Genomic DNA, 26,515 nt, shown 5'->3' on the forward strand with positions numbered 1-26,515 from the left:
AAACGAAAAAAGACGCCTAAGCGTCTATTTCGTGGATCCCAGTGCCCAATGGACATCCGCAGATCAAATTTTGGAGCGGGAAACGAGACTCGAACTCGCGACCCCGACCTTGGCAAGGTCGTGCTCTACCAACTGAGCTATTCCCGCGTCTTGGTGGTGCGCATTCTATAGAAATATCAGAACCCGTCAACCCCTTGATTCAAAAAAGTTTTATTTCTTTTCAACAGTGGTACGCAGATGCGGCCAGGCGGCGCGCAAATACTGGAGCATGGACCACAAGGTCAGGCCGGCGGCGATGAGCAGCAAGGCATAGCCGGTCAGGACCCAGAAAGAGAAATCCGACGGGTTGGCCAGCAGAATCACCAATGCGAGCATTTGCGCGGCGGTTTTCCATTTGCCCATGTTGGAGACGGCCACGTGGGCGCGGGCGCCGATTTCAGCCATCCATTCGCGTAGGGCCGACACCACGATCTCGCGGCCGATGATCACCGCAGCCGGCAGGGTCAGCCACAGGTTGCCGTGTTCCTGCACCAGCAGGACCAGGGCGACGGCCACCATGAGCTTGTCGGCCACGGGGTCGAGGAACGCGCCGAACGGGGTGCTCTGCTCCAGGCGACGTGCCAGGTAGCCGTCGAGCCAGTCGGTGGCGGCGGCAAACGCAAACACCGAGCTGGAGGCCATATAGCTCCATTCGTACGGCAAATAGAACAACAGAATGAAAATAGGGATAAGCAGGACGCGTAGAACGGTGATCAGATTAGGGATATTCATCGGCACAACTGGCTACGAGGTGGAAAGGGCATTCTATTCGCTATGCAGGTTCGCATAAATCAACTCAGCGAGCTTTTTACTGATACCGGGTGCTTTGGCTATTTCGTCAATGCTGGCACGGGACAGCTCCTGCAAGCCACCAAAATGTTTTAGCAAGTCGCGACGCCGTGTCGGCCCAACCCCCGCCACCCCTTCCAGGGTTGACGTTCGCCGGGTTTTACCTCGGCGGGCACGGTGGCCGGTAATGGCGAAACGGTGGGCTTCGTCGCGGATCTGCTGAATCAAATGCAACGCAGGCGAGTCGCCTTTCAAGGTGAACTCGTGGGCGGCATCATTCAAGTACAACGTTTCGAAACCGGCTTTGCGTGTGGCGCCCTTGGCCACGCCGAGCAGGATCAGGTCGGGCACGGCCAGTTCGTTGAGCACGTCGCGAGCCATGGACAGCTGGCCTTTGCCACCGTCCACCAGCAGGATATCGGGCAGTTTGCCCTCGCCGTCCTTCAGCTTGCTGAACCGTCGCGTGAGGGCCTGGTGCATGGCCGCATAGTCATCGCCAGCGGTGACACCTTCAATGTTATAGCGCCGGTAATCGGATTTGATCGGCCCTTCCGGCCCGAACACCACGCAGGACGCCACGGTGGCCTCGCCGCTGGAGTGGCTGATGTCGTAGCACTCAAGACGCTGTGGCGGCTCGTCCAGGTTGAGGACTTCGGCCAGGGCATCGAAGCGTGCTGCGACATGCTGTCGATTGGCCAGGCGCGCTCCCAGGGCCTGTTCGGCATTGGTCACGGCCAATTGCTGCCAGCGCGCGCGGGTGCCGCGTACGCGGTGGCTGATATCCAGCTCGCGGCCGCGCAGTTCGTGGATCGCCTCGATCAACGTGGGGAAGTCTTCATGCACCACGTTGACGATCAGCTCCGCTGGCAGGTCGCGCTCGGGGCTGCTGACGTAGTACTGGCCAAGGAACGCCGCCATGACTTCGGCGACCTCCTCGTCGATACCGGTCTGCGGGAAGAAATTCTTACTGCCCAACACCCGCCCGCCACGCACGCTGATCAGGTGCACACACGCACCACCCGGGTTAACGAAGGCTGCGATCACGTCGACGTCGCCGGTGCCGCCTTCCATGCTCTGCTGGTCCTGCACGCGACGCAGCAGGGAGATCTGATCGCGCAGTTCGGCGGCCTTCTCGAAATCCAGGGTGCTGGCAGCTTGCTCCATGGCGCTGGAGAGTTCGTCGGTGAGCGCATTGCTGCGTCCTTCGAGGAACATCACCGAATGGCGCACATCCTCGGCGTACTCGGCCGGCTCAACCAGTCCCACGCAGGGTGCCTTGCAGCGTTTGATCTGGTACTGCAGACACGGCCGGGTGCGGTTCTTGTAGAAGCTGTCTTCGCACTGGCGCACAAAAAAGGTCTTTTGCAGCAGGCTCAGGCTTTCGCGGATCGCGCCGGCGCTGGGATAGGGTCCGAAATACTTGCCCTTCGACTTCTTCGCGCCACGATGAATGCTCAGGCGTGGGAAATTACCGTCGGATAAATACACGTAGGGGTAGGATTTATCGTCACGCAGCAGAATGTTGTACGGCGGCCGCCATTCCTTGATCAGCGTCTGCTCGAGCAGCAACGCCTCGGTTTCATTGGCGGTGATGGTGGTTTCGACCTGGGCGATACGCGCCACCAGCGCAGCGGTCTTGGGCGCAAGACCGCTCTTGCGAAAGTAGCTCGCCAGACGGTTCTTCAGGTTCTTGGCTTTGCCGACATACAGCAGGCGCGCCTCACTGTCGAACATGCGGTACACGCCGGGGCGGCCACTGCAGGTCGAGAGGAAAGCACTTGGATCAAACAATGTGGTCATGTCAGGCGCTGGCGTCCACCATGCCGTGGCGCACCGCGAGCAGGGTCAATTCAACATCACTGCTGATGGCGAGCTTCTCGAAAATGCGATAGCGGTAGGTGTTGACGGTCTTGGGCGACAGGCACAGCTTGTCTGAAATCGTCTGCACCTTCTGGCAACCGACAATCATCAAGGCGATCTGGATTTCCCGTTCCGACAGCGCATCAAATGGCGAGTCGCTGGTGGGCTGGAAGGATTTGATGGCCAGTTGCTGGGCAATCTGCGGACTGATGTAACGCTGGCCCGCAAATACCAGGCGAATCGCTTGCACCATCTCCGCCAGGCCTGCGCCCTTGGTCAGGTAACCGGCCGCACCCGCCTGCAACAGGCGTGTCGGGAACGGGTCCTCTTCACACACGGTCACCACCACGACTTTGATGTCCGGGTGGCTGCGCAACAACTTGGTCGTGGCGCCAAGACCACCGATACCAGGCATCTTGACGTCCATCAGCACCACATCGGGTTTCAACTCCCGGGCCTTGATCAGGGACTCTTCCCCGGACTCGGCCTGGCCGACTACTTGCAGGCCATCGATGTCAGCCAGCATTCGTGTAATGCCTGTACGAACGAGATCATGGTCATCGACTACTAGCACCCTAATCAAGCAGACACCTCGCGATATGGTCTTATAGGTTGCTGAACACCTTAGCAAAAAACCTAGGCGCAGACCTAGCTGCAAGCGTCATATATATAGCGTTAGCACACACAGTAGCCGCCCAGCGTGGGCCGGACGGCTCAATTTTCTGGGCAACAGGTCAGGAATCCCGGGGCTACGGCGTGGTTTTACCGTTATGCGTCACACAATGCTCGGCAAGGCTAGACGTCAAACGACGGATTGCAGCCTGGTCTTCCTTGAACATCGCGCGGTAGTCCCCCAGTACTTTTTCTTCAATCTGGCTGAGATTCTCCAGTTGAAGCGGCGTGGTTTCACCGGTCAGCACGTACAACACGTCTACACCTCTTTCGGCGACACGCGACAAGTAGTCGGCCTTGGGCGCTCGCCCTCCGCTTTCGTACTTACCCTGTGCGTTGGCTTCAACACCGCCAATTTCACCAAACACTTTTTGCGACAGGCCAAGTCGCTCCCTTTCTTGTCTCAAACGCGAACCAATTCCACTCATTTGAATGCATATTCCTGTTTGACACGTTGAAGCGACAACAAGAAAGTCGCCTGCTGTACCCAGTATGCGCTTATTAGAATGGACCACAGGGATTAGCTCGATTGACAGGCACGCTCCATGCGCCAGAAGCAATCCTCTTCACCCACAACGTTCAGCCCACTGCGCTGATAGAGCTGCCTGGCAGGATTACCCTTGAACACCGTCAAGCGTAACAAACCCAAGGCTTGAGCCTTGATTGCCATCTGCTCCAATACCCAACTGCCCGCGCCCAGCCCGCGACACGCCTCGAGCATATGCAACTCACGGATATAGAGCGCGCGACTGTCGCGGCTCAGGCTGATAAAACCCAGCACGACGTCATCATTGCAGATCAGCCAGTTTTCACGGCCCGCCCAGGCAACATCAAAGCCATCGTTGGACCACACCAGGCCGTATTGCACGTAGTAGCGGCTCATGGCTTCAAAAGTCAACGTCCGCGCGAACGCCAGGTCGTGGTCCGTCGCCGCGCGCAAGTGGAACGCCATTTAGAGAGCAACCACTTGGCCAGCCCACACGTCGTCAACACGACGGGCAATCACCAGCGCGTCGCCAACACCGGGAGCGGCGGCCAGCAAACCGCCATCAGCCGCCCAGATGGCGCTGCGACCGGCGCAAACATAGCCACCGGACGGACCGCCATGGTTGGCCATCAACACCAGCAGGCCATGCTCAGCCGCATAGCCCTGGAGTAACGCGCTGTCCGTTGCGTAGCCGCCCTCGCTCACCAGCACGCCAGCGGCGTAGACAGTGGCGCCCGCCTCCGCCGCCAGGCGCGGATGACTGGCGTGGGAGAAGTCCGCGCACACGGCCAATGCTATCTGCTCATCCTCCCACTCGAGGGCCGCACCGCCCTGGCCCGGGACGAACGCAACCTCTTCGCCTGGGTGCAAATGCTGCTTGGTATAGAGCGCCAGGGAGCCATCCGCGCCCAGTACCAGCGCGCCAATCAACACACCGGCATCGGGTGCGAGGCGGACAGGCATTCCCACTACCGCCGTCAATCGCAACGCCCGGGCTATTTCACGCAGCGGCGCCAAGACTGGGTCATCTGGCGTAATCGCCAAACCGGCAGCCAATGACGGCTCGTACCCGGTCAACGACAGCTCGGGAAATACAAGTAATTGCACATTATGTTCGGCCGCCACGTGCATGAACGCCACGTGCCGTTCGATATTGGCCGGCACATCACCCGCAATGGAAATGGATTGAGCCGCAGCAAGGGTCAGGGCAGTCATGGTCGCGTCCAAGCAAATTATTGAAGTGTTACAAGCATATCCCGGCCGATAGCAGTAAGTACCCCGGCACGATAGAAATTTCTGATTGAATCCCCCCGCGTGCCTCTAGTAAGCTGCCCCCATTATTTGGAGACATACCGTGTTGCAACTCACCCACACTCAGGTTTGCCCTGCTGCCAGCGCCCCGCGCCTGGTATCGGCTACCCGCGTGAACGGTTCGAGCGCAGCGGTATGCTTTTATTTTGGGTATTGGTTTAGCCACTGGCGCGCCTGATACCTGAAATCGGCGCCCACTACTCAAGGGGTCGCCTACCAGAGAAATCTAACCCCCGGTCGGCTCCCCGACCGGGGGTTTTGTTTTTTCAGGCCTCCATCAATTTTGCAAGAACACTTAAAGGACTCATGACATGAACTACGCCACCTATTACCGCTACGACACTTCCACTGCATGGCGATTTAGCAAGCTCCGCTCGGGACAGCCTGCCGCCTCCGATCGGTCACCTATTGGTGGCACACCAGCGCACGTAGCCGATACGGCCAATTGTCGAACACCCCAGTAGGGCAGAGCGCGCGGGAATAGCCCGCCGCTTGCCCAGGAAGCCTTGAATATGAACACTGCCACCGCCGCCCTGCCCCTCTCTGCCCTGACCAGCGCCAATGAAGCCCTGACCCAGCGCCTGCCCAGTGCGCTTGAGTTGAAACACAAGCTGCCGCTCAGCCCGTTCCTCAACGAGCAAGTCCACGCCCATCGCCAAGCTGTGCGCGCCATCCTCAATGGCGACGATTCACGGTTGCTGGTGATTGTCGGCCCGTGCTCGATCCACGATCCGAAATCGGCCATGGAATACGCGCGCAACCTGAAGAAGCTCGCGCTTGAAGTCAGCGACCAGATGCTGCTGGTGATCCGCGCCTACGTCGAAAAACCGCGCACCACCATCGGCTGGAAAGGACTGGCCTACGACCCCCATTTGGATGGCAGCGATGACATGGCTGCCGGCCTCACGCTGTCGCGCGAACTGATGCGCGAAATGCTGCGCCTGGGCCTGCCGGTAGCCACCGAGTTGCTGCAACCCATGGCCGCCGGCTACTTCGATGACCTGCTCAGTTGGGTCGCGATTGGCGCGCGCACCACCGAATCGCAGATCCACCGCGAAATGGCCAGTGGCCTGGGCATGCCCGTGGGTTTCAAGAACGGCACCGACGGCGGTGTGGCGATTGCCTGTGACGCGATGCGCTCGGCTTCACACCCGCACCGCCATTTCGGCGTCGACAGCCAGGGCCACCCGGCGATCATCCAGACCCCGGGCAACCCCGATACTCATTTGGTACTGCGCGGCGGTCACCGTGGGCCGAACTACGATGCGCAAAGCGTGGCGCAGGTGAAGCACGACTTGGCCAAATCCAAGGTGGCGGCGCGGATCATGGTCGACTGCAGCCATGCCAACAGCGGCAAGGACCCGTTGCGTCAACCGGCCGTATTCAACGACGTACTGGAGCAACGCCTGCAGGGCGACACCGCGCTGATCGGCATGATGCTCGAAAGTCATCTGTTCGAAGGTTGCCAGCCGTTGAGCGCGTCGATGAAGTACGGTGTGTCGGTGACCGATGGTTGCCTGGGCTGGAGCGGCACCGAGCAACTGCTGCGCAGTGCGGCGGAGCGGTTGCGCGAACAACACAAAGCCAACTGACGGATGGAGATAAAAATGTGGGAGCTGGCTTGCCTGCGATCGCGGTACATCAGCTACAGACTTTTAGCCTGACACGCAGCCATCGCAGGCAAGCCAGCTCCCAGGCGCTATTCGTGACGTGGGGTAAAAAGTCCTTTTCGGATTCGGCGGTTTTTCCAGAGGAACGACGAGCGGATACTCGACTCCATTGTTTACACCCCTTCTGGAGTTACTGATGTCTATCCCAACGCAAAACGTTCCGGCCTTCGGCCTAGGCACCTTCCGCTTGCAAGGCCAGGTGGTGATCGATTCTGTCAGCACCGGCCTGGAACTGGGCTACCGCGTCATCGACACCGCGCAGATCTATGAGAACGAAGCAGACGTCGGCCAAGCCATTGCCGCCAGCGGCATCCCGCGCGATGAGCTGTTTATCACCAGCAAAATCTGGATCGCCAATTTCGCCAGAGGCCAGTTGATCCCAAGCCTGCGCGAAAGCCTGAGCAAACTGAAAACCGACTATCTGGACCTCACCCTGATCCACTGGCCATCGCCGGAAGACCAGGTATCTGTCACCGAATTCATGGGCCAACTGCTGGAAGCCAAACGCCTGGGCCTGACCCGCCAGATCGGCATCTCCAACTTCACCGTCGACCTGATGAAGCAAGCGATTGCTGCCGTTGGTGCCGAGAACATCGCCACTAACCAGATCGAACTGCACCCCTACCTGCAAAATCGCAAGGTCGTGGATTTTGCCACCGCTCACGGTATCCAGATCACCTCCTACATGACCCTGGCCTACGGCGAAGTGCTCAAAGACCCGGTGATCGAGCAAATCGCCGAGCGCCATCAGGCTACCCCGGCGCAAGTGACGCTGGCTTGGGCCATGCAACTGGGCTACGCGGTCATCCCATCGTCGACCAAACGTGCCAATCTGGAAAGCAACCTCAGGGCCCTGCAACTGACCTTGAGTGCTGCCGACATGGCGCAGATTGCCGAGCTGGAGCGCGGCCACCGCCTGACCAGCCCGAAAGGTATCGCACCAGAGTGGGACTAGGCCCCGGCCACGGGCGCGCGCGATAACTCCCGCAGCCACGGTAACACCCGCAGGCCGGTGGTGGCTGCGGGTGGGTCGATGATGTCCATGAAGTGTTCGAGGTTGACGCTATCCGGCACGCCGGGCAGCCGCACCAGCACCGCCGGCGTTGCGTCGGCGGTGGCGTCCATATCCAGGCTCAGGTCCTGGTGATCGTAGACCAGCACATGATGCGCCTGAGGTTGAAGCCCGCAAGCGTGGACCGCCAGCCCCGCATTGATGATCAGCACGTCAAAGGGTTGGGCCGGGATAGCAGTGAGTAGCTGGACCTCTTCGAAGGTTTGCACCGGTACGATCCGGTGATACCCCAGCTTGTTGAGCATTTTCTCGATGTACAGGCGTTGCAGGTGTTGCTCATCGGCAATCAGGATAGTCAGTGCTTTGTTTGGCATGGCAAACCCCTGGGCAGGCAGTGCTCGTCAGTGAGCGAGGCCCATTTTCCAGACATATGCCGAAGACAAAATCAGGCTTGTTCCCCTTCCATGTAGGAGTTCTCCCAAATCCGCCGAATGGCTATCCACCTCAGTCAAGCCTGCTTGCTGTGCCGGCTCAGGCTGTGATGCAAACCATCGATGGCCGCGTCCAGCGCCTGTATCGCGGCCGCCAATGCCTGGTGGTCATGTCTTTCACACACCCCTTCCAAGGTTTCGCAACAGGCGACCAACCTGTGGGCCTTGACCATGCGAGCGCCCCCTTTCACGCGATGAGCCAGGTCATGCAACTTGGCGATATCCGCGTGATTTTGCAGCGTCGGCAGCAGCAGGCGATCTTCTGCAAGACTGATGAGCAATGGCACGAGTAACTCGTTAAGCGCGGCAGTGTCACCGCCTGTCAGCGTAGTCAGCGTACTGAGGTCGTACGCCGGCTCGACCTCACCCGTCACGGCTGCTGCGCTGCGAGGTGCCAGCGCCGCACGCAAATCATCAAGGCCGGTCGGTTTGAACAGGCAACCATCCATGCCCGCCTGCCTGCAGCGTTCGGTTTCCTCCGGCTGGGCGTTGGCAGTGAACCCCAGCAGCAGGCACGGCACCAGACCACGCTGACGCTCTTGGGCACGGATATTACGTGCCAGCGTGTAACCGTCCATAACCGGCATGTTGCTATCCGTGATGACGCCATCAAAATGCCCGGCCTGCCACAGTGCAAAGCCCTCGGCGCCATCTTCGGCCGTGACGATGTGATGCCCAAGGAAGCTCAGCTGACGAGTCAGCAACAAGCGGTTGGCCGGGTAGTCGTCGACCACCAGGAGGTTCAACGCCTGCGTCGGTGGAACACGTGCGACGGGAGTCGAAACCTGTGCTGCGCTGGTCAACGCCAGCGCCAACGTCACGTCCACCCGCGTCCCCTTGCCCAGCACACTGCTCAAGCGCAGTTGACCGCCCATCATCTCGCACAGGTTGCGACTGATCACTAACCCGAGGCCGGAACCACTGCGCGCCGACTGTTCGTTATTACTCCCTTGGATAAATGGGTTGAACAAACGCTGCTGATCTTCAGCACTGATGCCAACCCCCGTGTCTTCGACATACAACCGTAGGTTCAAGTGGTCACCGGCCAACGCCGGGGCGCACTGTGCACCCAGGCGAACCTGACCGGTGGCGGTAAACTTGATGGCATTCCCCAGCAGATTGGACACCACTTGCTTGAAGCGCAAAGGGTCGATGAGCACCGAGCGGGCAGTCATCGGATCGAGCTCCACTTGCAGCTGCAAGCCTTTGTCCCGCGCCAGCCCCTCAAACACACGCGCCACAGATGCCAACAACTCGTGGAGATTGGCCGGCGCCAAGGTCAGGGATAGGTGGCCGGATTCTATCTTCGCAATGTCCAGAATATCGCCGATCAATTCCAGCATGCTTCGCGAGGCCATCGACGCCACCTCCAGCGCATCCTGATCGACGCGGCCCTGCTCGGCGTTTTTCTGGGCCAATTCGATCATGCCGATCACGGCATTCATCGGCGTGCGGATCTCATGGCTCATGGTCGCGAGGAATGTGGTCTTGGCGCGGTTTGCCGAGTCTGCGTCCTCCTTGGCTGCCTGCAACTGGCTCAACAGCCGCTGGCGCTCGCTCACATCCACCCAACCCGCAATCATGCCTACAACGTGGCTATTGCTATCTCGGTACGGCAGCATCCATTGGTAGATGGTTAGCACACTGCCATCGGGAACCTTGAGTACGCGATCCTGGATCTGCGGCTCACCCCGCGCCATCAAGCTCAAGTATTCGGCGTGGAACGACTGTGCCTGGGGCGGGTTGCCCGTATCGGTTTGCACCACGGTCTTGCCGATCACATCCTCCAACTTAAAGCCAAATACATCGAGGTAAGCGTTATTGCAGGCCATTAACCGGCCCTGGCGATCGCGCACGTAAATTGGGTGCGGAGTGCCGTCGATCAGAACGCTCATGAACCGCATCTGGTCGCTCAGGGCCCGTTCGGCCTGTGTTCGCTTGTGAATCAGGTTGCGCAGGTAGAGCACCCAGCCCAGGGTGATCAGCAGCAGCAACGCGGCCACGCCAAATCCTTGGATAATCACGTTGCGATGACTGATCCAATAGCTGTCTTCGATGATGATCTCACTGCGCCAACGGTTGGTCAGCTCGTCCATTTCTTCAGGCGTGATACTCAACAGCGCCTTCTCGAGGATCGAATACAGCTCCAGTTGGCTGCGATTGACACCGAAAGCAATCCGCGCTGGCTCCGTACCGACGGTGCTGGTGATACGCAAGCGATCACGGTAATGGCGCGCAATCATGTAGCGTGCACTGATCAGCGAAATAACGGTCGCATCGACACTGCCCTTGGCGACCAAATCCATGGCGTCCTCCGGGTTTGCGACGTCGACAAATTCGATACCTGGATAGTCGCGGGCAATTTGCGCGGCGAGGCTGTTGCCGCCAATAAACGCCAGGCGTTTTCCGGGCATGTCTTCGAGCGTAACCAAACGTTCGTCGCCGGCGCGCGCCACCAATACATAAGGATTGGACAGATAGGGTCGGGTAAAGCGCAGCTTTTCGGCACGCTCGACGCTGGGCGTGATCACCGCCAGCATGTCCACTTTGCCGGTGCTGACGTCGTCAACTTGCTGAGGCAACGAGCTGCCTTGCACCACTTCGAACTTCAAACCCGTACGCAAGCTGATCCGCGACAACACCTCGTCGCTCAAACCCACCGGTTGGCCTTGCTCATTGAAAAATGACAGCGGCATGAACTTGTCGAGCACAGCCACTGTTACGCGTGGGTGCTTTATCAGCCAGCGCTGCTCACTCTCACTCAAACGCAACCGGTCAGCGGCCAGGGAACCGCTGTCGCCTGCACTCCAGCGGCGCAGGATTTCCATCTGCTGGCTGGGCGTGATAATGCCCAGCGCTGCATTGATGATGTTCAGCAGACGGATGTTGTCCTGGTTGAAAGCGAACCCGAACGGGTTGACCTCCAGTGCGGAAAAATCTGCCATGCGGACGTTATTGAGGTGGTTCTTGTTGATCAGATAGCGAGTGCTGATGGCGTCGCCCAAGTAGACATCCGCCTGACCGAACGCCACGGCACCGATCGCCTGGTGAGTCGAGCCGTACAGCTGCAGTTGCGCCTGGGGATAAAAGGCCTGGACAGCGTCAGGCTGCATATAGTGGTAAAGCATCGCTACGCGCTTGCCAGCCAGGTCGACGCTCAATGAATGGCTGTCACCCGTGCGAGTCACCAACACGGGTTGATCATTGGCGTAGGAACGCGACAGTATCAGTTCCTTATCGGCCGCTTCGTAACCGTTGGCAGACCCGACTAAATCCACCTCGCCCCGTTTGAGCGCTTCGATGACTTCATCACGGGTGTCGTAGCGTCGAACCTCGATAGGTATGTTTAAAATAAGGCTGATCAGCCACGTATAGTCAGCCGTGATGCCTTCAAAGTCGTTTTCGTTGGATTGGTCGAAAGGTATGTAGTCGGGCGCTGACACTCCCATCACCAACACCCGTCGCTCGCGCAGCCAACGCCAGTCACTTTCCTCAAGTTCCAGGCGTGGGTTTTCAAGCGTGGAATGGCCGAACAGTCGCAGTGTATGTGGCTCATCCAGGGCCATCGCCGCGCAGGGCAACAGCCCCATCAGCAGGAAGGCCGTGAATATCAACAGCCGGGAGATGGTCATTTCAGATCAGATGATTGCGCTGGGCGAACTTGGACAGGTGCACCACCGAGGACATACGCAGCTTCTCCTTGAGTCGCGTCTTATAGGTGCTGATGGTCTTGTGGCTCAACAACATGTCCTCAGCGATTTCCTTGTTGCCCAGGCCCAGCGCCAGTTTTTGCAATACCGTCAATTCGCGATCCGACAGCGCGTCCACCAGTTCTTGCTCGGTGGTCTGCAAATCATCACGGCGCACCGAACTGGTGGCCACGCTGGGGAAGCAGCTGTAACCGGACCTGATCGCCCTGATAGCCTTTTGCAACTCGTCGAGTTCACCCGTCTTGGCAACAAAGCCCATGGCTCCGGCGCGCATGCAGCGGGTAGAGAAGAACACTGCCAAGTACGAAGTCAGCACCAGAATTTTGCAAGGCAGTTCCAGTGCCTTGATCCGGCTGATCACCTCCAGGCCGCCGAGCTTGGGCATTGCCAAGTCGAGGATGACCAGATCGGGGCGTTCCTCACGCGCAATCTGCATGGCGTCAGCACCGTTGCCTGCTTCAAATATTTTGTCGAAGCCTTCCTGCTTCAACAGAAACTTCACGGTTGAGCGTATGAAAGGGTGATCATCCACAATTAAAGCTTTGCTCATAAGACTCCCCGAGGGATCGGTACGCTTACATATCACACGGGACCTATCTACCTGTGAAAAGTAACAGTTCCGACAAACGGTGCTGATTACTCTGCATGACACTTCAGGCAGTACAGACCCCCTCCTTTTGATAAAGCACAGTAAACACGTCGAACCGCGCCCTTGTTCCTGAGGCGCAAGCGCGCAACCTTAGCAACGTGGCGCCTTATCAAATGAAGGGATAGTCCTGATTGCTTGTGGGACTTTTCCTAGCATAGTCAACTTTGCGCGGGATAAATCCCTACAGCTGGAGATTACTCGGTGGTACTCGGACTCCAGAACGCCTGCACCACCAGAGTCGACATCGATATCCTTGCCACCAGGGCGTCCAACTCGTCACCGTCGACCGATGTCACGGCCAGGGTAGCTTCGATTTCTACTTCCTCCGTGCCAAAGGGGCGCACGTCAACATCGCTGGCTGGGTAATTGCAACGCGCCAGCTCGGCCTCCAGCAACGCCAGCACGGCTTTCTGCTGGGTACGCCGGGCGATCACATACAAGATATTGGTCACCTCTGCCGACACCACATCCAGCGGCTGGCGGTTGATATTGTTGACGATCGGCCGCAGCAAGGTGTTGGCCGCCAGCACGAACAGCGTGCCCAGCAGCGCTTCGAGGATCAGGTCGGCACCCGCGCAAGCCCCCACCGCCGCCGACGCCCAGAGCGTGGCGGCGGTGTTGAGCCCGCGCACATTGCCCTCTTCACGCATGATCACACCGGCGCCGAGAAAGCCGATACCCGACACGACATACGCCACTACGCGCACCGCGCCTTCTGCACCGCCGAGACGGTTGGCCATGTCGACGAAAATCGCCGCGCCCACCGCCACCAGCACGTTGGTGCGCAGACCTGCGGTGCGCTGGCGGTATTGACGTTCGAAACCGATCAGGCCACCGAGGATGAATGCCGCAGTGAGGCTGACCAGGGTGTCGATCAGGGAATTGAGGTTGATATTATTGATTGCTTGCATAGGAAATCGTCCCTGTTTATTGCCAGCCAAACTTACGGATGTAGTAACCCTTCACCGCCTGGGTCAGGGCCATGTACGCCAGCAGGATCACGGGCAGGAACACAAAGTACAGCGATGGCAGCGCCTGCAATTTAAAGTAATGCGCCAACGGTCCCATCGGCAGGAAAATCCCCACGGCCATGATCACGCCGGTCATCACCATCAACGGCATCGCCGCACGGCTTTGCAGGAAGGGGATTTTCGGGGTGCGGATCATGTGCACGATCAGCGTCTGGGTCAGCAGCCCCACCACAAACCAGCCGGACTGGAACAGGGTCTGGTGGTCGGGGGTGTTGGCATCGAAGACATACCACATGAGTGCAAACGTGGTGATGTCAAAGATCGAACTGATCGGCCCGAAAAACAGCATGAAACGGCCGACATCGCCCGGTTGCCAGCGTTGTGGCTTGGCGAGCATTTCTTCATCGACGTTATCGAACGGAATCGCGATCTGCGAAATGTCATACAGCAGGTTCTGCACCAGCAAATGCATCGGCAGCATCGGCAGGAACGGGATAAATGCACTGGCCACCAGCACCGAGAACACGTTGCCAAAGTTGGAACTGGCGGTCATCTTGATGTACTTGAGCATGTTGGCGAAGGTACGCCGCCCCTCCAGCACGCCCTCCTCCAGGATCATCAGGCTCTTTTCCAGCAGGATGATGTCGGCGGCTTCCTTGGCAATATCCACCGCGCTGTCCACCGAAATACCGATGTCAGCGGTACGCAACGCCGGCGCATCGTTGATGCCATCGCCCATAAAGCCCACCACATGTCCGTTAGCCTTGAGCAGGCGCACGATGCGCTCCTTGTGGCTCGGCGTCAGCTTGGCGAACACGTTGGTGGTTTCCACAGCCTCTGCCAGCTCGGCGTCGGTCATGTCCTCGATGTCGTTGCCCATCAGCAGGCCTTGTTGCTCCAGGCCCACTTCGCGGCAGATTTTGGCGGTGACCAGCTCGTTGTCACCGGTCAGCACTTTTACCGCGACGCCATGGGCTTTGAGCGCCTTGAGGGCGGGTGCGGTGCTTTCCTTCGGTGGGTCGAGGAAAGCCACGTAGCCGATCAGCGTGAGGTTTTGCTCATCCGCCAGGCTGTAGGTGTCGCGCCCCGGTGCCATCGGTTGCGCGGCCACGGCCACCACGCGCAAGCCTTCTTCGTTGAACGCAGCGGTGACCTGGCGAATACGTGCCAGCAGTTCATCGGTCAGCGCCTCGTTGGTGTCGCCATGGCGCACGTTGTTGCACACCGAGAGGATTTCCTCCACGGCACCCTTGCAAATTAACAGGTGCGGCAAGCCTTCCTCGGCCACTACCACCGACATGCGGCGACGATTGAAATCGAACGGGATCTCATCGACCTTGTGGAACGCGGTGCCGACTTTCAGCTCGCGATGCACCTCCACGTGCTCCAGCACCGCCACGTCCAGCAGGTTTTTCAGACCCGTCTGGTAGTAGCTGTTGAGGTAGGCCATTTCCAGCACATCGTCGGACTCTTCGCCCCACACGTCCACATGGCGCGCCAGGAAAATCCTGTCCTGGGTCAGCGTGCCGGTCTTGTCGGTGCACAGCACATCCATGGCGCCGAAATTCTGGATCGCGTCCAGGCGCTTGACGATGACCTTTTTGCGCGACAGAAACACCGCGCCCTTGGCCAGGGTGGAGGTGACGATCATCGGCAACATTTCCGGGGTGAGGCCCACGGCAATCGACAATGCAAACAGCAGCGCCTCAGTCCAGTCACCCTTGGTGAAACCGTTGATGAACAGCACCAGTGGCGCCATCACGAACATGAACCGAATGAGCAACCAGCTGACTTTGTTAACGCCGTGCTGGAACGACGTGGTCGCGCGGTCGGTGGCCGTCACACGCTGGGCCAACGCGCCGAAATAGGTGCTGTTACCGGTGGTCAGGATCACCGCCGTCGCCGCGCCGGACACCACGTTGGTGCCCATGAACAGAATATTCTCCAGGTCCAGCGGGTTGCGGGTGTTGGCGTCCTGCTGCTGGGCGAACTTCTCCACCGGCATCGATTCCCCGGTCATCGCCGCTTGGCTGACGAACAGGTCCTTTGCGCTGAGCACACGGCAGTCGGCCGGGATCATGTCGCCGGCCGAAAGCACAATGAGGTCGCCGGGCACCAACTGCTTGATCGGTAACTCGATGCGCTTGGCCTCATCGCGACGCAGCACCGTGGCGGTGTTGCTCACCATGGCCTTCAGTGCATCGGCGGCCTTGTTGGATTTGGCCTCCTGCCAGAAACGCAGCAGCGTCGACAGCACTACCATGGAGAAAATCACCGTGGCGGCCTTCATGTCTTCGGTCAGCCAGGAGATGACTGCCAACAGGGTCAGCAAGAGGTTGAACGGGTTCTTGTAGCAGTGCCACAGGTGCACCCACCAGGGCAGCGGCTGCTCATGCTCGACTTCGTTGAAGCCGTATTGCACGCGCAGGGCATCGGCCTCTTGGGTGTTCAAACCTTCGGAATGACTGCCTAGCGTGCCTAGCAATTGCACGGCGCTGTTGTTGGCCGAGACCACCAGGGTTTGTGCCAGGGTCGGTGGTACTTCGCGGCTGACACTGGCGTCGGTCACGGTTTCGAGCATCGCCAGGCGGCGGAAATGCCGGGCAATATGCCGGGTCCGCAGGAAGCCGGCGAAGAACTCTTTGAGCAGCGTGAAGTTCATGGTGTTACTCCTGCGCGAGGAAACACTCGTGCAGGTACGGCCGTCTGCCCCGCGCCATTTTACAGGCACAGTCAGCTTGGCCCGCCCACCGTAAAGGCAGGCGCGTCCGTAGCATCCCGAGGTGAGTCAGGTGCTGGTCAGCGTCGATGAGAGGGATTCGGGCAGGCGCCAGGACTGGCTACTGCCGGGATGCCGCTTCTCGCTTTTATTGGCGAGACAACGGCATCGGAAGAATGCGCGTTACCTTGCCAAGCCTGTGCCGGTTACCAGAACCGGCCGACTACTGTCACTCGAACAAGTACCCACTGAGGGTCTCCGCTATTGATGAAAACGCGCGAAGCTTACGCCCCGACTTCAGGAGAGTAAACCGTAGGAAAGTTTCCCGATGGGGAATGAGAAGATTCTTCAGGGTGGGTTCAGGAAAGCCGTTTTCCCGGATACGCTGAAGATCAAATGTGGGAGCTGGCTTGCCTGCGATGGCGCAGTGTCAGGCAATGGGGCTATGCTGAAAGGCCGCCATCGCAGGCAAGCCAGCTCCCACACCGATTGGCGTACATCCGTTGCTATGGCGTACCCGGTCGATCCCTCGCCACCCGCCTCAAGTAATCCTCAACCGCCCCACCCGCCAGCGCCTTGACCTGAATCGACACCCGGTTCACCTGCCGTCCCATCGTCACGCCCTCCCGCGTACGTACCTGCACATACCCAAGCCTGGGCCAGAAACGCTCGGCTTTGATATTGCCGATAACCACCGTCAACCGCAGCCATTGGGCGCCCTTCTTCGCAGCCCATACTTCAAGGTCCGCATGCAGTCGTTGCGCAAGGCCAGTGCCATGCAGGCACGAATCGACCAGCAGCAGCCCGATATGCCACACCCCGCTCGCCAGCAAGTCAGCGGCAATGTTCACCACCGCGACCAATCGGTCGTCAGCATCGCGATAACCCAGCCAATACATCCGGCGGCAGGTCCATCCTGTGGGCAGTTGCCCGTGCAACTCCTCGCACGCCTCAGTCGGCGTGGCCGGCTCGCCGTTCACCGCAATGAAATAATCCGGCGCTCGCTCGAAAAACCGTTGCAGATCGGCCTCGTCGCTAGCGCACAGCTCAACCACCCGAATACCTGCAACAGAGCAAGCGGGCAACACGTGCTCATCAACATCCATGTTCATCCGCCCTCAATCATCTCGCGTCAGCACTTCCAACAACTCAATCTCAAAACGCAGGTTGCTGTTGGGCTTGATATGCGCGCCCATCGACCGTTCGCCATACGCCAGATGCGCCGGCACGAACAAGGTGCGAACACCGCCCACCTGCATACCCATCAAACCCTGGTCCCAGCCCTTGATCACCCGCCCGGTGCCGATCACACACTGGAACGGCTTGCCGCGCTCCCAGGACGAATCGAATACCGTGCCGTCCTCCAGGGTGCCGGTGTATTGGGTGTTAATCAACGCGCCCTTGACCACGGCTTTGCCGGTGCCGAGGCGGATGTCGGTGATCTGGAGTTCGTCGTGGCTCATGGGGGGTCTCATTAGGACGCAAAGGATGGCGTTTTTCCCAGAATCAAACGGGTTTGGCAAGCTTCAAACGCAACACTGATAGTTGCGACACGCCGCAGCGCCTTTCAGGGGGAGAGGGTTCTCTCTGCGCTTGCTGCTTGAAATGCACTTACAAAAAAACACGACGCTCCCTCCCCCAAAAACACCTTCAGACTATTTCTCGCGTCCAGTGCCAACGCTCAACCTATGAAGCGTTCATTACTCTGAATAGGGAATATCAGAATGACCATCGGTTCCGGCTTCAACTACCCCGCAGACATTGCCCAGCGGCAGCATCGAGAAAAGCGCTCTACCGAGAACAAATGGAGGGCAACATTCCCCAATCCACCCGACCTGTGCTTTGACTATCGCGCGTTGGTTGAACAGGTAAACGGGATTGCCCACGCCACTGAACCCGATCATAAAATCTGCGTTATTGGCGCTGGCATTACCGGCCTGACGACTGCGCGCGAGCTTTACAGGTGCGGGTTCACAAACATTACCTTACTTGAAAAATCCAAGCGTATTGGCGGCCGACACCTTACCGCCCTTGGGAGCAATCACACCAACACGCCAGGCAGGCCCCCTTTCGAGATGGGTGCAATGAGGATGCCGTTCTTCAACAAGACAAATGAGCCGCCCAAAGACGGTCGTTCACTGATGGCCTATTACGCTAACGAATTCGATTTGCGCCATTCAGACTTTCCAAACCCGGGCAGCCCGGCAGTCCGCTCAACCGGTATATTCCTAAGAGAAGGGAGCATAGATAACAGCAGTGAACCCACCCTACTGATATGGAAAAACGCCGATGGAAAAACAGCCCCGCCAGGGCAAACGCTGGGTAACGTTTTCGCGAAATGGAAGACATTTGCCGAGCGTATGACGCTGTGCGTCTCCGAATATTACGGCTCCGAACGCTGGGAGGACATGTGGGCATCGATAGTAAGAAAATACGAAGGTATGTCCTTTCGGGACCTGGTCAAGCTGCCAAGTATTGATACGTGGCACCACAGTGATCCTGGAAACTTTGGCGGCCTGGGTATGAGTGCCCAGGAATCTGCGGTTTTCTACGCCATCGGAATTGGTGATGGTAGTTGGGGCGCCTTCTATGACGTATGCGCGCTTTACCCTCTGCGCACGGCGATATTTGGATTCAGCAGTCATCTGCAGTTGATTCACGGTCGGGTTGACGCAGACGGTACCCCCATGGACGCACCGTACCTGGATGCTAAAGAGACCCTGGACTCCAGAGGGCTTAAATTTAACAAACCACACTATATTGGCCTTGGATCGCTGGCGGAATCGCTGCTATTCATAAAGCCCGACGAGACTGATGAATCTTTGTACGAACACCTTTTAAAGAGCCCATCCGGTTTACTGACCCGCAGTGCAGTGACAAAACTAAAAAAACTCAAGGACGGAAAAATACGCGTGTATTACAGCTGGAACGCCACACAAAAAGATCAAACGGAAAACGTATTTATCGATTGTGACTCTGTCGTAATGACACTCCCCTCCTGGCTGATCGAGACACAAATACCAATTGAAAACTTCAACCAGAAAACACTCCCATTCGACATTATAGAAGCCTATAAAACCGCCCACTGGGAAACCAGCTGCAAAGTCTACGCCCCACTGAAAAAGTCGTTTCTTTCAGATAACAAAAACATACCTCAAGCGATCATTACGGACAGCTGGCTACATGATGTATATACCTACCGCTACCACAATAATAATACCTATGACTGCATCCTGCTCAGCTACACGTGGGAAGACGACGCTACCAAGCTATCGGTATTTGACGACGAACAACTGGTCGATAAATGCATAAAGGAGCTAGACCGAATCCTCTTGAAGTCCACAAACATCAAAGAAAAAATCTCACCGTATATAGGCCGTAAACAGGCAGTCGTTCAACGCTGGATGAACGACAAACACTCGCTGGGTTGTGCAAAGCTCTATCGCGCAGGCACCTACTACCACGCGGTGTCCTTAATGAAATACAACAGGGACTTCTCTCATAAGTCGGGACTTTATCTCTGCGGCGAGTCGTTTTCCGTTGATGCTGGCTGGACTGAGCCTTGCTTCAGAGGCGCCGTCGACACAGTGATAAACATCTGCAATAAAACACGCGCCAACTTCAACGGCGGCTTTGATATGCAGGACTACCCAGAATACAAAACCGAGCAATAAAGGAAATAGACTACGTAGCAACGAGAACCGTCTGACTTTTAATTAAACATATTGTCGCCTCTTATAAACATCCAACCATCTTCCGGTTGTATAACAATAAGAGGTCACCTCAATGAGCGAACCAGTAAGCCCTGCACGCGTAGCGGTCATTCAACTTGATCCACAGGTCGGCATGGCCAACCGCGCCAATAACCTGAGTCAGAGCCTCGCACTGGCGGCCGAAGCCGCGAGCGGCGGAGCCAACCTGATCGTGTTGCCCGAGCTCACCAATTGCGGGTATTTCTTCAGCAGCCGCCAGGATGCTTTTGATCACGCAGAGCGAGTGCCAGACGGTACCAGCGTGCAAGCGTGGATAGAGTTTGCCTGCAGGCACCAGGTGTATCTGGTAGCAGGCCTGTGTGAAATAGACGGTATGCAGCTATTCAATACGGCCGTGCTGTTAGGGCCCGAAGGCTACATCGGAAAATACCGCAAAGCGCATTTGTGGAACCTGGAAAAGCTTTGGTTCACCCCCGGCGATACAGGCTTTCCGGTATTTGAAACGCCGATCGGCCGTATTGGCTTGCTGATTTGCTGGGACATCTGGTTCCCGGAGGTGCCACGCATTCTCAGCCAACAAGGCGCAGATATTATTTGTAGCCTGAACAACTGGGTGTGGACACCACCGCCGCTATTCGATGAAGCGGGCAAATGCATGGCGTCATACCTGACGATGACCGCCGCCCACGTCAACAACGTGTTTATCGCTGCCGCCAGCCGCATTGGCGAGGAGCGAAACGCCCGTTACCTCGGATGCTCATTGATTGCCGGAACCAATGGCTGGCCGATTGGCGCTGTCGCTTCGGCCAATCGCCAGGAGATTTTGTTCGCCGACATTGATATCACCAGCGCCCGCAGTGCACCGATCTGGAACAGCCTCAACGACCTGCAACGCGATCGACGCAATGATCTCTACGATCAAATGCTCGGTTACGCCCAACACCCTGCCCTGCCGCGCTGATTGGAGGGTTGACTATGGGTAACCTCTTAGAAAAACCACGAACCCCCTGGCCCAACATTGACAGGACTGTTGTTGTGATTGCGCTGACCAGCGCTCTGATCATTGTGTGGTTAGCGTTCACCGAGCCCTGGCCTGGCTACACCGATATGGTGCAAAGCCTTCCACACCCCGTTGCCTGGCTGCGCTGGGTACTTGGCGATATCAGCGAGGTCGCTTTCTACAAACATGAACTGGCGTCGCTCGGCCTGCTGGGAGGTGCCTACCTGGCCTGGTGGGCCAGCCGGAAGGGGAAGGCCTGGCAAGGTTTCTCCATTTCCTATGGGACCGGATTATGGCCTTGGCTGATAACCAGCTCGTTGCTCGGCCTGCTACTCAGCAACTTGCTGTGGGGATGGGCTGTCACCGCTGAGACATGGCAACCGACGTTCGCGGCGTTCGTCTCGTTGCCGGCAGCCATGGTGCTGATGTTTGGCGGCGGGTGGAAGGTCACCCTCACTGGCGCAGCACTTGGCGCAGTGCTGGTTACGCCGATGTGCCTGTTGATCGTCAACGTCGTCTGCGTGCCGCTGGGGTTGCCGGCGGTGATTGGCAACGTGATGGGCATGGCTATCGGTAGCGTGATCGCGTTTATGCTATGTCGTTGGATGCCCTCTATGGTGCGCTCGGACTTTACCCCACCGGCCAAACCGAAGCCTGCCGCTCTTCCCACTTATGGCGTGACTTGGAGCCTGCGCCGGGTGCTGGCAGATTTCTCCGAAGCCCCTTTTTTCGGCAACGAGCTAGCCAGTCTGGGTCTGTTGGCGGGAGTCCTATTGGCGTACGCCCTGAATCCCGTGAGCCCGGCGTACGGCTCAGGCCTCATATTGCACCTGATAGGCGCGCAAGCATTGACGTCTGCGCTGGGCGTGGTCATCTGGCGACATGAGTGGATCAAGCGAGGATGGTATCCCACCTATGTTCCCTTGGTGTCAGTGGTACCGGCTGCCGTGTTGACCCATGGAGGAAGTTGGATGGTGATGGGTTCAAGTGCGCTGCTCGGTGCATTGATTGCTCCGCCTTTAGCGTGCGCCATCGCGGGAAAGTTGCCGGCTCACTTCCACCCCTACATCGGTAACGTGCTTTCTATGGCGTTGAGTACGCTGATCATCGTGCCAGTCGTGGGAGGGTTAGTGGTTTAGCAAAAGCGTGGTGAGAGGTCCCCCTCTCACCACCCTCATCACAAGAAGTCAGGCCAACGGCACACGACGATTAGTCAGCGCCATACGCCCCACAAAGAAGCTCAGCGCCGCACCCAACAGCAGCATCGCCAAGGCGCTCCAGGCCGCACGGGAAATCTGCTTGGCAGCCACTTCAGACGCTTCACGGGCTTTCTGTTCAGCCTGTTGCTTCAGCTCTTCGACCTTCTGCATGGCTTGCTGATAAGCCTGGGCGTAGTTATCGACGATCTGCGTGGCCTCTTCCTTGCTCTTGCCGGTACGCGCCGCCACGATGTTGACCAGTGCTTCTTTATCCGCCGCGTTCAGCGCAGGTTCACCGGACGCTTTCACGCGTTCAAACCACTGCTTCAACTGGTCGCCAGCCTGTGCGGGATTGGTCGCTGCATCCGTCGCGGCTTGCTTGCCATCAGCGCTGGCTTGGTCAGCTTTTTGCTCGACGTTCGCAGGGTCCAATTCTGGTTTTCCGCTCTGCTTGAGCAACGTATCGAGTTCGCCCTGCAGGCTGTTCCAGTCCAGTTGAATACCTTGTTCGTTCAGTTGCTGCTTGACGCTGTCGCCAATGCCAGGCGCCGCCGCGGCAATACCGCTACCGGCAGCCGACAAGCCTTTACCCACCATGTTGCCGGCGGTGCCAACCACACTGGCAGCCAGACCCGCGAGTAGCCAAGTGGTGAGCAAGGTGGTGACGGTCCAGGTCAACACGCCGTGCAGGCCACCGCGATCCGGTGCAGTACGGCCGGCGACAAAGGCGCCGACGCCGATCGCTACAAGGGTGGAGACAAACAGCCAGATGCCCGCGCCCGTGCCGAAACCGCTCAATGGGTTGCCCGCTTCCATTGGTTCAACTGCACTGGCGCCAATGGCAGTGCCGAGCACGCTGAGGACCAGGTAGGTCACCAGGGCAATTGCACTACCGGCCAATACCGAGCTCCAGGACACGCGAAACAGCGAGCGATTGGTTTCATAGACAGTGGTCATACAGAGGTCCTTCACAAGTTATGGGAGCAAGGCAATGTGCCTTGTTGAGTGGGAGTGTGGCGAAACGACATCCGTTCGGTCGTGGCGCAAATGCACCAGATCGCCTGATGCATTCGCACTTGGGCCCCCTCACATTCTCTGCACTATCCTGAAGCGTGGATGTCGGAGTTTTTATACGCTTTTATCCGGAGAAATCATGAGCCAGGACGTCCTCGCCAAAGAAACCAACCGCCGCCAACTGCAGCAGATCATTTCCGGACTATCCGATGGGATCATTCTCGCCGAGGTCGACCAGACCATCCTGTGGGCCAACGAAGCCGCACTGAACATGCACGGCGTGGGCGACGTGATGGGGCTAGGCGCGAATGCGCAGGAGTATGCCGAGCGCTTCACGCTGCGCTATCGCAACAATCACCCACTGACGCTGGAAAACTATCCCCTGGCCCGTGCTGCTGCTGGCGACGAATTCAGCGACGTCGTGGTGGAGGTGATTCCAAACGCCGATTCGGACAAAACCTGGGTGCACCGCCTGCGCAGTCTGGTGATCACCGACTCGCGTGGCGAACCGGAGCTGCTGGTACTGATCCTCAGCGACGCCACCGAATGGGCCAGTGCCGAGCAGCGCTTCGAGAAAACCTTCAATGCCAACCCGGCGCCTGCGGTGATCTGCCGTCTGAGCGACTTGCGCTATATCAAGGTCAACCAAGGCTTTCTGGAGATGACCGGTTACAACCGCGACCAAGTCATCGGCAAGTCCGTCTATGAGCTGGACGTGCTGGAGCAGGCCGAGCGCAAGGACCTGGCGATCCAGCGCCTGGGCGATGGCGCGACCATACCGCAGATGCAGGCCGAACTGAGATTGCCCGAAGGCGGCAGCAAACTGGTGATCGTCGCCGGCCAGCCGCTGGACATGAACGAAGAGGCCTGCATGCTGTTCTCCTTCACGGACCTGGAGCCTCGGCGCAAGGCCGAAACCGCGCTGCGCCAGAGTGAAGAACGGTTTGCCAAATCATTTCGCCTGACCCCGGTGCCGACGTTGGTCTGCAGCGCCGCGAACCGTCAAGTGGTGGATGTGAATGAGGCGTTCATGACGATCACGGGGTACACCAGCGAAGAATTGATCGGCAAGGCCATCGAAGAAATTGGCTTTATCGACAGCGCACCGGCTGGCGCCCTGTTGTTCACCACCCTGGAAAAAGCCGGAAGCTTTGACGGCCAGGATTTGAAGGTGCGCAAGAAAGGCGATGAGGTTATCGACTGTGTCGTGTCCGCGGACACCGTGATCATTCAGGATGTGCCCTGCTACCTGCTGGTGCTGATGAACATCACCGAACGCAAGCGCTCGGAGCTGGAACTGGTGGCCGCCATCGAGGAAGTCATGCAAGACGCTTCATGGTTCAGCCAGACACTGATCGAGAAACTGGCGAACGCCAAAAGCGTCAACAGCCCGAACCTGCCGAATGTCGCGTTCACCGACCTCACGGCCCGCGAACGGGATGTTTTGGGGTTGATCTGCGAAGGGCTGGCTGACAAGGAAATTGCCTCGCGCCTCAAACTGGCGCCCAACACGGTGCGTAACCATGTGGCCACGGTGTACTCCAAGCTGGGGGTGCATAGTCGTAGTGCAGCGATCGTTTGGGCCCGCGAACGCGGACTGTTTGCCGGCGAGTTGCGGCTCAAGAACAAGTGAACGCGGTGCAAATGCACTAGTGCGGCTAGTGCGAATTCAACTTATGACGCGGGCAAGTAAACCCTAACCTTCAGGGCGTGGGCACAAGGCTTTGATCGTGTGCCACCGCATTTACACCCTGAAGGAACCCCCATGTTTACCCTCTCTCAACTGCGCAATTGCATCGAAGAAGGTCTGTCGCCACTGACGTGCGAATTCACCCTGTGCCGGGACGCTTCGCTGACCCTCAAGGTCTACGACGCGGAGACCGGCCGGGTTGATCTGGTCGTCACCGGGATCAGCACGAACCGGCTGCAGACCCCGCAAGAAGTTGAAAAAATGGTGGAAGAGCTGCGTTACGAACTGCAATGCAACACCGTCGGCAAGCTCACGCTGGATGACTTGCCTTCAGCGACGCACCAATGAAATAGAACACCCCGCCCCCAACGATAAACGCCCCCAGCATGTAAAACATGTAGTGGGCCGGCAGGCTGGCCAGCACCAGCCCACACAACACCGGCCCCAGGGCGGCCCCCAGATTGGACAGGTTCTGCGCCCCGTAGTACATGCCGCGCAGGTGGTCCGGAGCGATGCGGTCGATAAACATGTACTCGGCCGGAAACACGATGATCTCCCCCACCGTGAACACCGCCATTGCCAATACCCACCACAGCACGCTGGTGGACAGCGCAAAACCAATGATCCCCAGCATGAACATGCCCAGTCCTGCGATCAGCCACTGGCCCAAGTAGCGATGCGAGATGCGCCGACCAATCACATACTGCAGGGCAATCACCAACACGGCGTTGGTGGTCAGCACGGCGCTGACCACGGTGTAGGTGTATTCGGCGGTGGTGGTGGTGACCAAATATTGTGACAGCCATGCGGTGAACTGACCAAATACCACGGCACTGAGCACGCCGCCAACGGTGAAGCAGACCAGGCGACGATCGCGCAACAGCACGCGGCCAACGGCAAGAAAGGGCACCGGCTTTTGCGTGGCATCGACGGTCGCCAGCGTACGGTCACCCCAACGCCAATACAGCAGGAAAAACCCTACCCCCAATAGCGCCGAAAGGATAAACGGCAAGCTGATGTCCAGCTTGGCAATCATCGCCCCGAAAAAAGGCCCTACGGCATAACCGATATTGGTCAGGGTGTACTTGATGGAAAACACTTCGCTGCGTGCCTCTTCGGGCAACAAGCTGGCAAAACCGGCTTTGACCGCAATATCGATCACCGCGTAAGCCAGGTTGATCAGGATCAGGCAGCTGTAGAACGTCCAGATATCCTGCGCGAGCAGCGTGCCGATAAAGCCCAGTACAAACAGCACGCTCATGCCGAGCAACAGTCGGTAGCTGTTGATACGGTCGACCAGGAAGCCGCCATACACACTGAGCAGCGAGCCGACAATCAGCGAACTGCCGATCACCAGGCCGACCTGAGTGATATCGAGGGCAAAGTGGCTGGTGAGGTAGATCACCAGGTACGGAAATGTGATCGCCTTGGCCAACGTGAGCATCAACGTGGCGGACAGCAACAGGTTAACGGTGCGGGGGTAATTTCTTATTGTGGCAAGCATCCTGCTCTCTTTCCT

Annotated in this window: 22 protein-coding genes and 1 tRNA gene; 7 read left to right on the forward strand and 16 right to left on the reverse strand. The window is 58.2% G+C overall.

The genetic code is table 11. The annotated features are described in order from the left end of the window. Positions 1 to 71: 71 nt before the first annotated feature. The 7 genes from BFP95_RS21915 to BFP95_RS21945 form a co-directional block, all read right to left on the reverse strand. Positions 72 to 147, reverse strand: a tRNA-Gly gene (locus tag BFP95_RS21915). A 63-nt stretch (positions 148 to 210) separates the two neighbouring features. Beyond that, positions 211 to 771 carry a CDP-diacylglycerol--glycerol-3-phosphate 3-phosphatidyltransferase gene (pgsA, locus tag BFP95_RS21920; RefSeq protein WP_049708976.1) on the reverse strand — a complete coding sequence of 187 codons (561 nt, stop codon included), beginning with the start codon at positions 769 to 771 and terminating at the stop codon, positions 211 to 213. A 33-nt stretch (positions 772 to 804) separates the two neighbouring features. Beyond that, a complete protein-coding gene (gene uvrC, locus BFP95_RS21925) occupies positions 805 to 2,628 on the reverse strand; it encodes an excinuclease ABC subunit UvrC (protein ID WP_065872297.1) in 1,824 nt (607 codons plus the stop codon). 1 nt (position 2,629) lies between these two features. Continuing rightward, entirely contained in the window at positions 2,630 to 3,271 is a 642-nt protein-coding gene (uvrY, locus tag BFP95_RS21930; protein WP_003190387.1) for a response regulator transcription factor GacA, read from the reverse strand. 166 nt (positions 3,272 to 3,437) lie between these two features. Next, positions 3,438 to 3,788, reverse strand: coding sequence for a helix-turn-helix domain-containing protein (locus tag BFP95_RS21935; protein ID WP_065872298.1), 351 nt, complete (start codon positions 3,786 to 3,788; stop codon positions 3,438 to 3,440). 92 nt (positions 3,789 to 3,880) lie between these two features. Next, on the reverse strand, positions 3,881 to 4,312 hold the full coding sequence (locus tag BFP95_RS21940; protein ID WP_065872299.1) for a GNAT family N-acetyltransferase: 432 nt from the start codon (positions 4,310 to 4,312) through the stop codon (positions 3,881 to 3,883). Continuing rightward, positions 4,313 to 5,062 (reverse strand): carbon-nitrogen hydrolase family protein, encoded by a 750-nt coding sequence (locus BFP95_RS21945; protein WP_065872300.1) that lies wholly within the window; start codon positions 5,060 to 5,062, stop codon positions 4,313 to 4,315. Positions 5,063 to 5,670: 608 nt separating this feature from the next. Here BFP95_RS21945 and BFP95_RS21950 point away from each other — a divergent pair. Then, positions 5,671 to 6,750 (forward strand): 3-deoxy-7-phosphoheptulonate synthase, encoded by a 1,080-nt coding sequence (locus BFP95_RS21950; RefSeq protein WP_065872301.1) that lies wholly within the window; start codon positions 5,671 to 5,673, stop codon positions 6,748 to 6,750. 214 nt (positions 6,751 to 6,964) lie between these two features. Continuing rightward, a complete protein-coding gene (gene dkgB, locus BFP95_RS21955; RefSeq protein WP_065872302.1) occupies positions 6,965 to 7,783 on the forward strand; it encodes a 2,5-didehydrogluconate reductase DkgB in 819 nt (272 codons plus the stop codon). Here the strand turns inward: dkgB and BFP95_RS21960 are convergent. The 7 genes from BFP95_RS21960 to BFP95_RS21990 form a co-directional block, all read right to left on the reverse strand. Continuing rightward, a complete protein-coding gene (locus tag BFP95_RS21960) occupies positions 7,780 to 8,214 on the reverse strand; it encodes a chemotaxis protein CheY (protein WP_065872303.1) in 435 nt (144 codons plus the stop codon). The two genes, dkgB and BFP95_RS21960, sit on opposite strands and share 4 nt — an antisense overlap. A gap of 134 nt (positions 8,215 to 8,348) precedes the next feature. Continuing rightward, positions 8,349 to 11,963 (reverse strand): transporter substrate-binding domain-containing protein, encoded by a 3,615-nt coding sequence (locus BFP95_RS21965; RefSeq protein WP_065872304.1) that lies wholly within the window; start codon positions 11,961 to 11,963, stop codon positions 8,349 to 8,351. Between the two features lies 1 nt (position 11,964). Continuing rightward, a complete protein-coding gene (locus BFP95_RS21970; RefSeq protein ID WP_065872305.1) occupies positions 11,965 to 12,591 on the reverse strand; it encodes a response regulator transcription factor in 627 nt (208 codons plus the stop codon). Between the two features lie 293 nt (positions 12,592 to 12,884). Next, the gene (locus BFP95_RS21975) at positions 12,885 to 13,601 is read right to left on the reverse strand and encodes an MgtC/SapB family protein (RefSeq protein WP_025854501.1); all 717 of its coding nucleotides are present in this window, start codon (positions 13,599 to 13,601) and stop codon (positions 12,885 to 12,887) included. A 16-nt stretch (positions 13,602 to 13,617) separates the two neighbouring features. Next, the gene (gene mgtA / locus BFP95_RS21980; RefSeq protein WP_065879974.1) at positions 13,618 to 16,323 is read right to left on the reverse strand and encodes a magnesium-translocating P-type ATPase; all 2,706 of its coding nucleotides are present in this window, start codon (positions 16,321 to 16,323) and stop codon (positions 13,618 to 13,620) included. A gap of 563 nt (positions 16,324 to 16,886) precedes the next feature. Next, on the reverse strand, positions 16,887 to 17,486 hold the full coding sequence (locus BFP95_RS21985; protein ID WP_065872390.1) for a GNAT family N-acetyltransferase: 600 nt from the start codon (positions 17,484 to 17,486) through the stop codon (positions 16,887 to 16,889). A gap of 12 nt (positions 17,487 to 17,498) precedes the next feature. After that, positions 17,499 to 17,843, reverse strand: a complete 345-nt coding sequence (locus tag BFP95_RS21990) for an FKBP-type peptidyl-prolyl cis-trans isomerase (protein WP_065872307.1) — start codon at positions 17,841 to 17,843, stop codon at positions 17,499 to 17,501. Between the two features lie 261 nt (positions 17,844 to 18,104). On the opposite strand from BFP95_RS21990, the gene BFP95_RS21995 reads away from it, so the two are divergent. The 3 genes from BFP95_RS21995 to BFP95_RS22005 all read left to right on the forward strand — a co-directional run bounded on the left by BFP95_RS21995 (position 18,105) and on the right by BFP95_RS22005 (position 22,232). Continuing rightward, positions 18,105 to 20,054, forward strand: coding sequence for a flavin monoamine oxidase family protein (locus BFP95_RS21995; RefSeq protein WP_065872308.1), 1,950 nt, complete (start codon positions 18,105 to 18,107; stop codon positions 20,052 to 20,054). A gap of 112 nt (positions 20,055 to 20,166) precedes the next feature. After that, positions 20,167 to 21,054, forward strand: coding sequence for a nitrilase family protein (locus BFP95_RS22000; RefSeq protein ID WP_065872309.1), 888 nt, complete (start codon positions 20,167 to 20,169; stop codon positions 21,052 to 21,054). A gap of 14 nt (positions 21,055 to 21,068) precedes the next feature. Beyond that, positions 21,069 to 22,232, forward strand: a complete 1,164-nt coding sequence (locus BFP95_RS22005) for a hypothetical protein (RefSeq protein ID WP_175403024.1) — start codon at positions 21,069 to 21,071, stop codon at positions 22,230 to 22,232. Positions 22,233 to 22,280: 48 nt separating this feature from the next. Here BFP95_RS22005 and BFP95_RS22010 read toward each other — a convergent pair whose 3' ends face one another. Then, positions 22,281 to 23,249: a hypothetical protein gene (locus BFP95_RS22010; protein ID WP_065872310.1), complete on the reverse strand. Its 969-nt coding sequence runs from the start codon at positions 23,247 to 23,249 to the stop codon at positions 22,281 to 22,283. A 196-nt stretch (positions 23,250 to 23,445) separates the two neighbouring features. Between BFP95_RS22010 and BFP95_RS22015 the strand changes: the two genes are divergently transcribed. After that, on the forward strand, positions 23,446 to 24,939 hold the full coding sequence (locus BFP95_RS22015) for a PAS domain S-box protein (RefSeq protein ID WP_065872311.1): 1,494 nt from the start codon (positions 23,446 to 23,448) through the stop codon (positions 24,937 to 24,939). A gap of 132 nt (positions 24,940 to 25,071) precedes the next feature. Further along, positions 25,072 to 25,344, forward strand: coding sequence for a DUF1652 domain-containing protein (locus tag BFP95_RS22020; protein ID WP_065872312.1), 273 nt, complete (start codon positions 25,072 to 25,074; stop codon positions 25,342 to 25,344). On the opposite strand, the gene BFP95_RS22025 is transcribed toward BFP95_RS22020, so the two are convergent. Next, positions 25,307 to 26,500: an MFS transporter gene (locus tag BFP95_RS22025; RefSeq protein ID WP_065872313.1), complete on the reverse strand. Its 1,194-nt coding sequence runs from the start codon at positions 26,498 to 26,500 to the stop codon at positions 25,307 to 25,309. The genes BFP95_RS22020 and BFP95_RS22025 overlap by 38 nt on opposite strands. Positions 26,501 to 26,515 lie beyond the last annotated feature (15 nt).

The organism is Pseudomonas sp. 58 R 12, assembly GCF_900005865.1.
Taxonomy (GTDB): Bacteria; Pseudomonadota; Gammaproteobacteria; order Pseudomonadales; family Pseudomonadaceae; genus Aquipseudomonas; species Aquipseudomonas tritici.

Bases quoted from the DNA above. Each gene is read 5' to 3' on its own strand.
- pgsA (WP_049708976.1), bottom strand. From the start codon at position 771: ATGAATATCCCTAATCTGATCACCGTTCTACGCGTCCTGCTTATCCCT.
- uvrC (WP_065872297.1), bottom strand. From the start codon at position 2,628: ATGACCACATTGTTTGATCCAAGTGCTTTCCTCTCGACCTGCAGTGGC.
- BFP95_RS21935 (WP_065872298.1), bottom strand. From the start codon at position 3,788: ATGAGTGGAATTGGTTCGCGTTTGAGACAAGAAAGGGAGCGACTTGGC.
- BFP95_RS21940 (WP_065872299.1), bottom strand. From the start codon at position 4,312: ATGGCGTTCCACTTGCGCGCGGCGACGGACCACGACCTGGCGTTCGCG.
- BFP95_RS21945 (WP_065872300.1), bottom strand. From the start codon at position 5,062: ATGACTGCCCTGACCCTTGCTGCGGCTCAATCCATTTCCATTGCGGGT.
- BFP95_RS21950 (WP_065872301.1), top strand. From the start codon at position 5,671: ATGAACACTGCCACCGCCGCCCTGCCCCTCTCTGCCCTGACCAGCGCC.
- dkgB (WP_065872302.1), top strand. From the start codon at position 6,965: ATGTCTATCCCAACGCAAAACGTTCCGGCCTTCGGCCTAGGCACCTTC.
- BFP95_RS21960 (WP_065872303.1), bottom strand. From the start codon at position 8,214: ATGCCAAACAAAGCACTGACTATCCTGATTGCCGATGAGCAACACCTG.
- BFP95_RS21965 (WP_065872304.1), bottom strand. From the start codon at position 11,963: ATGACCATCTCCCGGCTGTTGATATTCACGGCCTTCCTGCTGATGGGG.
- BFP95_RS21970 (WP_065872305.1), bottom strand. From the start codon at position 12,591: ATGAGCAAAGCTTTAATTGTGGATGATCACCCTTTCATACGCTCAACC.
- BFP95_RS21975 (WP_025854501.1), bottom strand. From the start codon at position 13,601: ATGCAAGCAATCAATAATATCAACCTCAATTCCCTGATCGACACCCTG.
- mgtA (WP_065879974.1), bottom strand. From the start codon at position 16,323: ATGAACTTCACGCTGCTCAAAGAGTTCTTCGCCGGCTTCCTGCGGACC.
- BFP95_RS21985 (WP_065872390.1), bottom strand. From the start codon at position 17,486: ATGGATGTTGATGAGCACGTGTTGCCCGCTTGCTCTGTTGCAGGTATT.
- BFP95_RS21990 (WP_065872307.1), bottom strand. From the start codon at position 17,843: ATGAGCCACGACGAACTCCAGATCACCGACATCCGCCTCGGCACCGGC.
- BFP95_RS21995 (WP_065872308.1), top strand. From the start codon at position 18,105: ATGACCATCGGTTCCGGCTTCAACTACCCCGCAGACATTGCCCAGCGG.
- BFP95_RS22000 (WP_065872309.1), top strand. From the start codon at position 20,167: ATGAGCGAACCAGTAAGCCCTGCACGCGTAGCGGTCATTCAACTTGAT.
- BFP95_RS22005 (WP_175403024.1), top strand. From the start codon at position 21,069: ATGGGTAACCTCTTAGAAAAACCACGAACCCCCTGGCCCAACATTGAC.
- BFP95_RS22010 (WP_065872310.1), bottom strand. From the start codon at position 23,249: ATGACCACTGTCTATGAAACCAATCGCTCGCTGTTTCGCGTGTCCTGG.
- BFP95_RS22015 (WP_065872311.1), top strand. From the start codon at position 23,446: ATGAGCCAGGACGTCCTCGCCAAAGAAACCAACCGCCGCCAACTGCAG.
- BFP95_RS22020 (WP_065872312.1), top strand. From the start codon at position 25,072: ATGTTTACCCTCTCTCAACTGCGCAATTGCATCGAAGAAGGTCTGTCG.
- BFP95_RS22025 (WP_065872313.1), bottom strand. From the start codon at position 26,500: ATGCTTGCCACAATAAGAAATTACCCCCGCACCGTTAACCTGTTGCTG.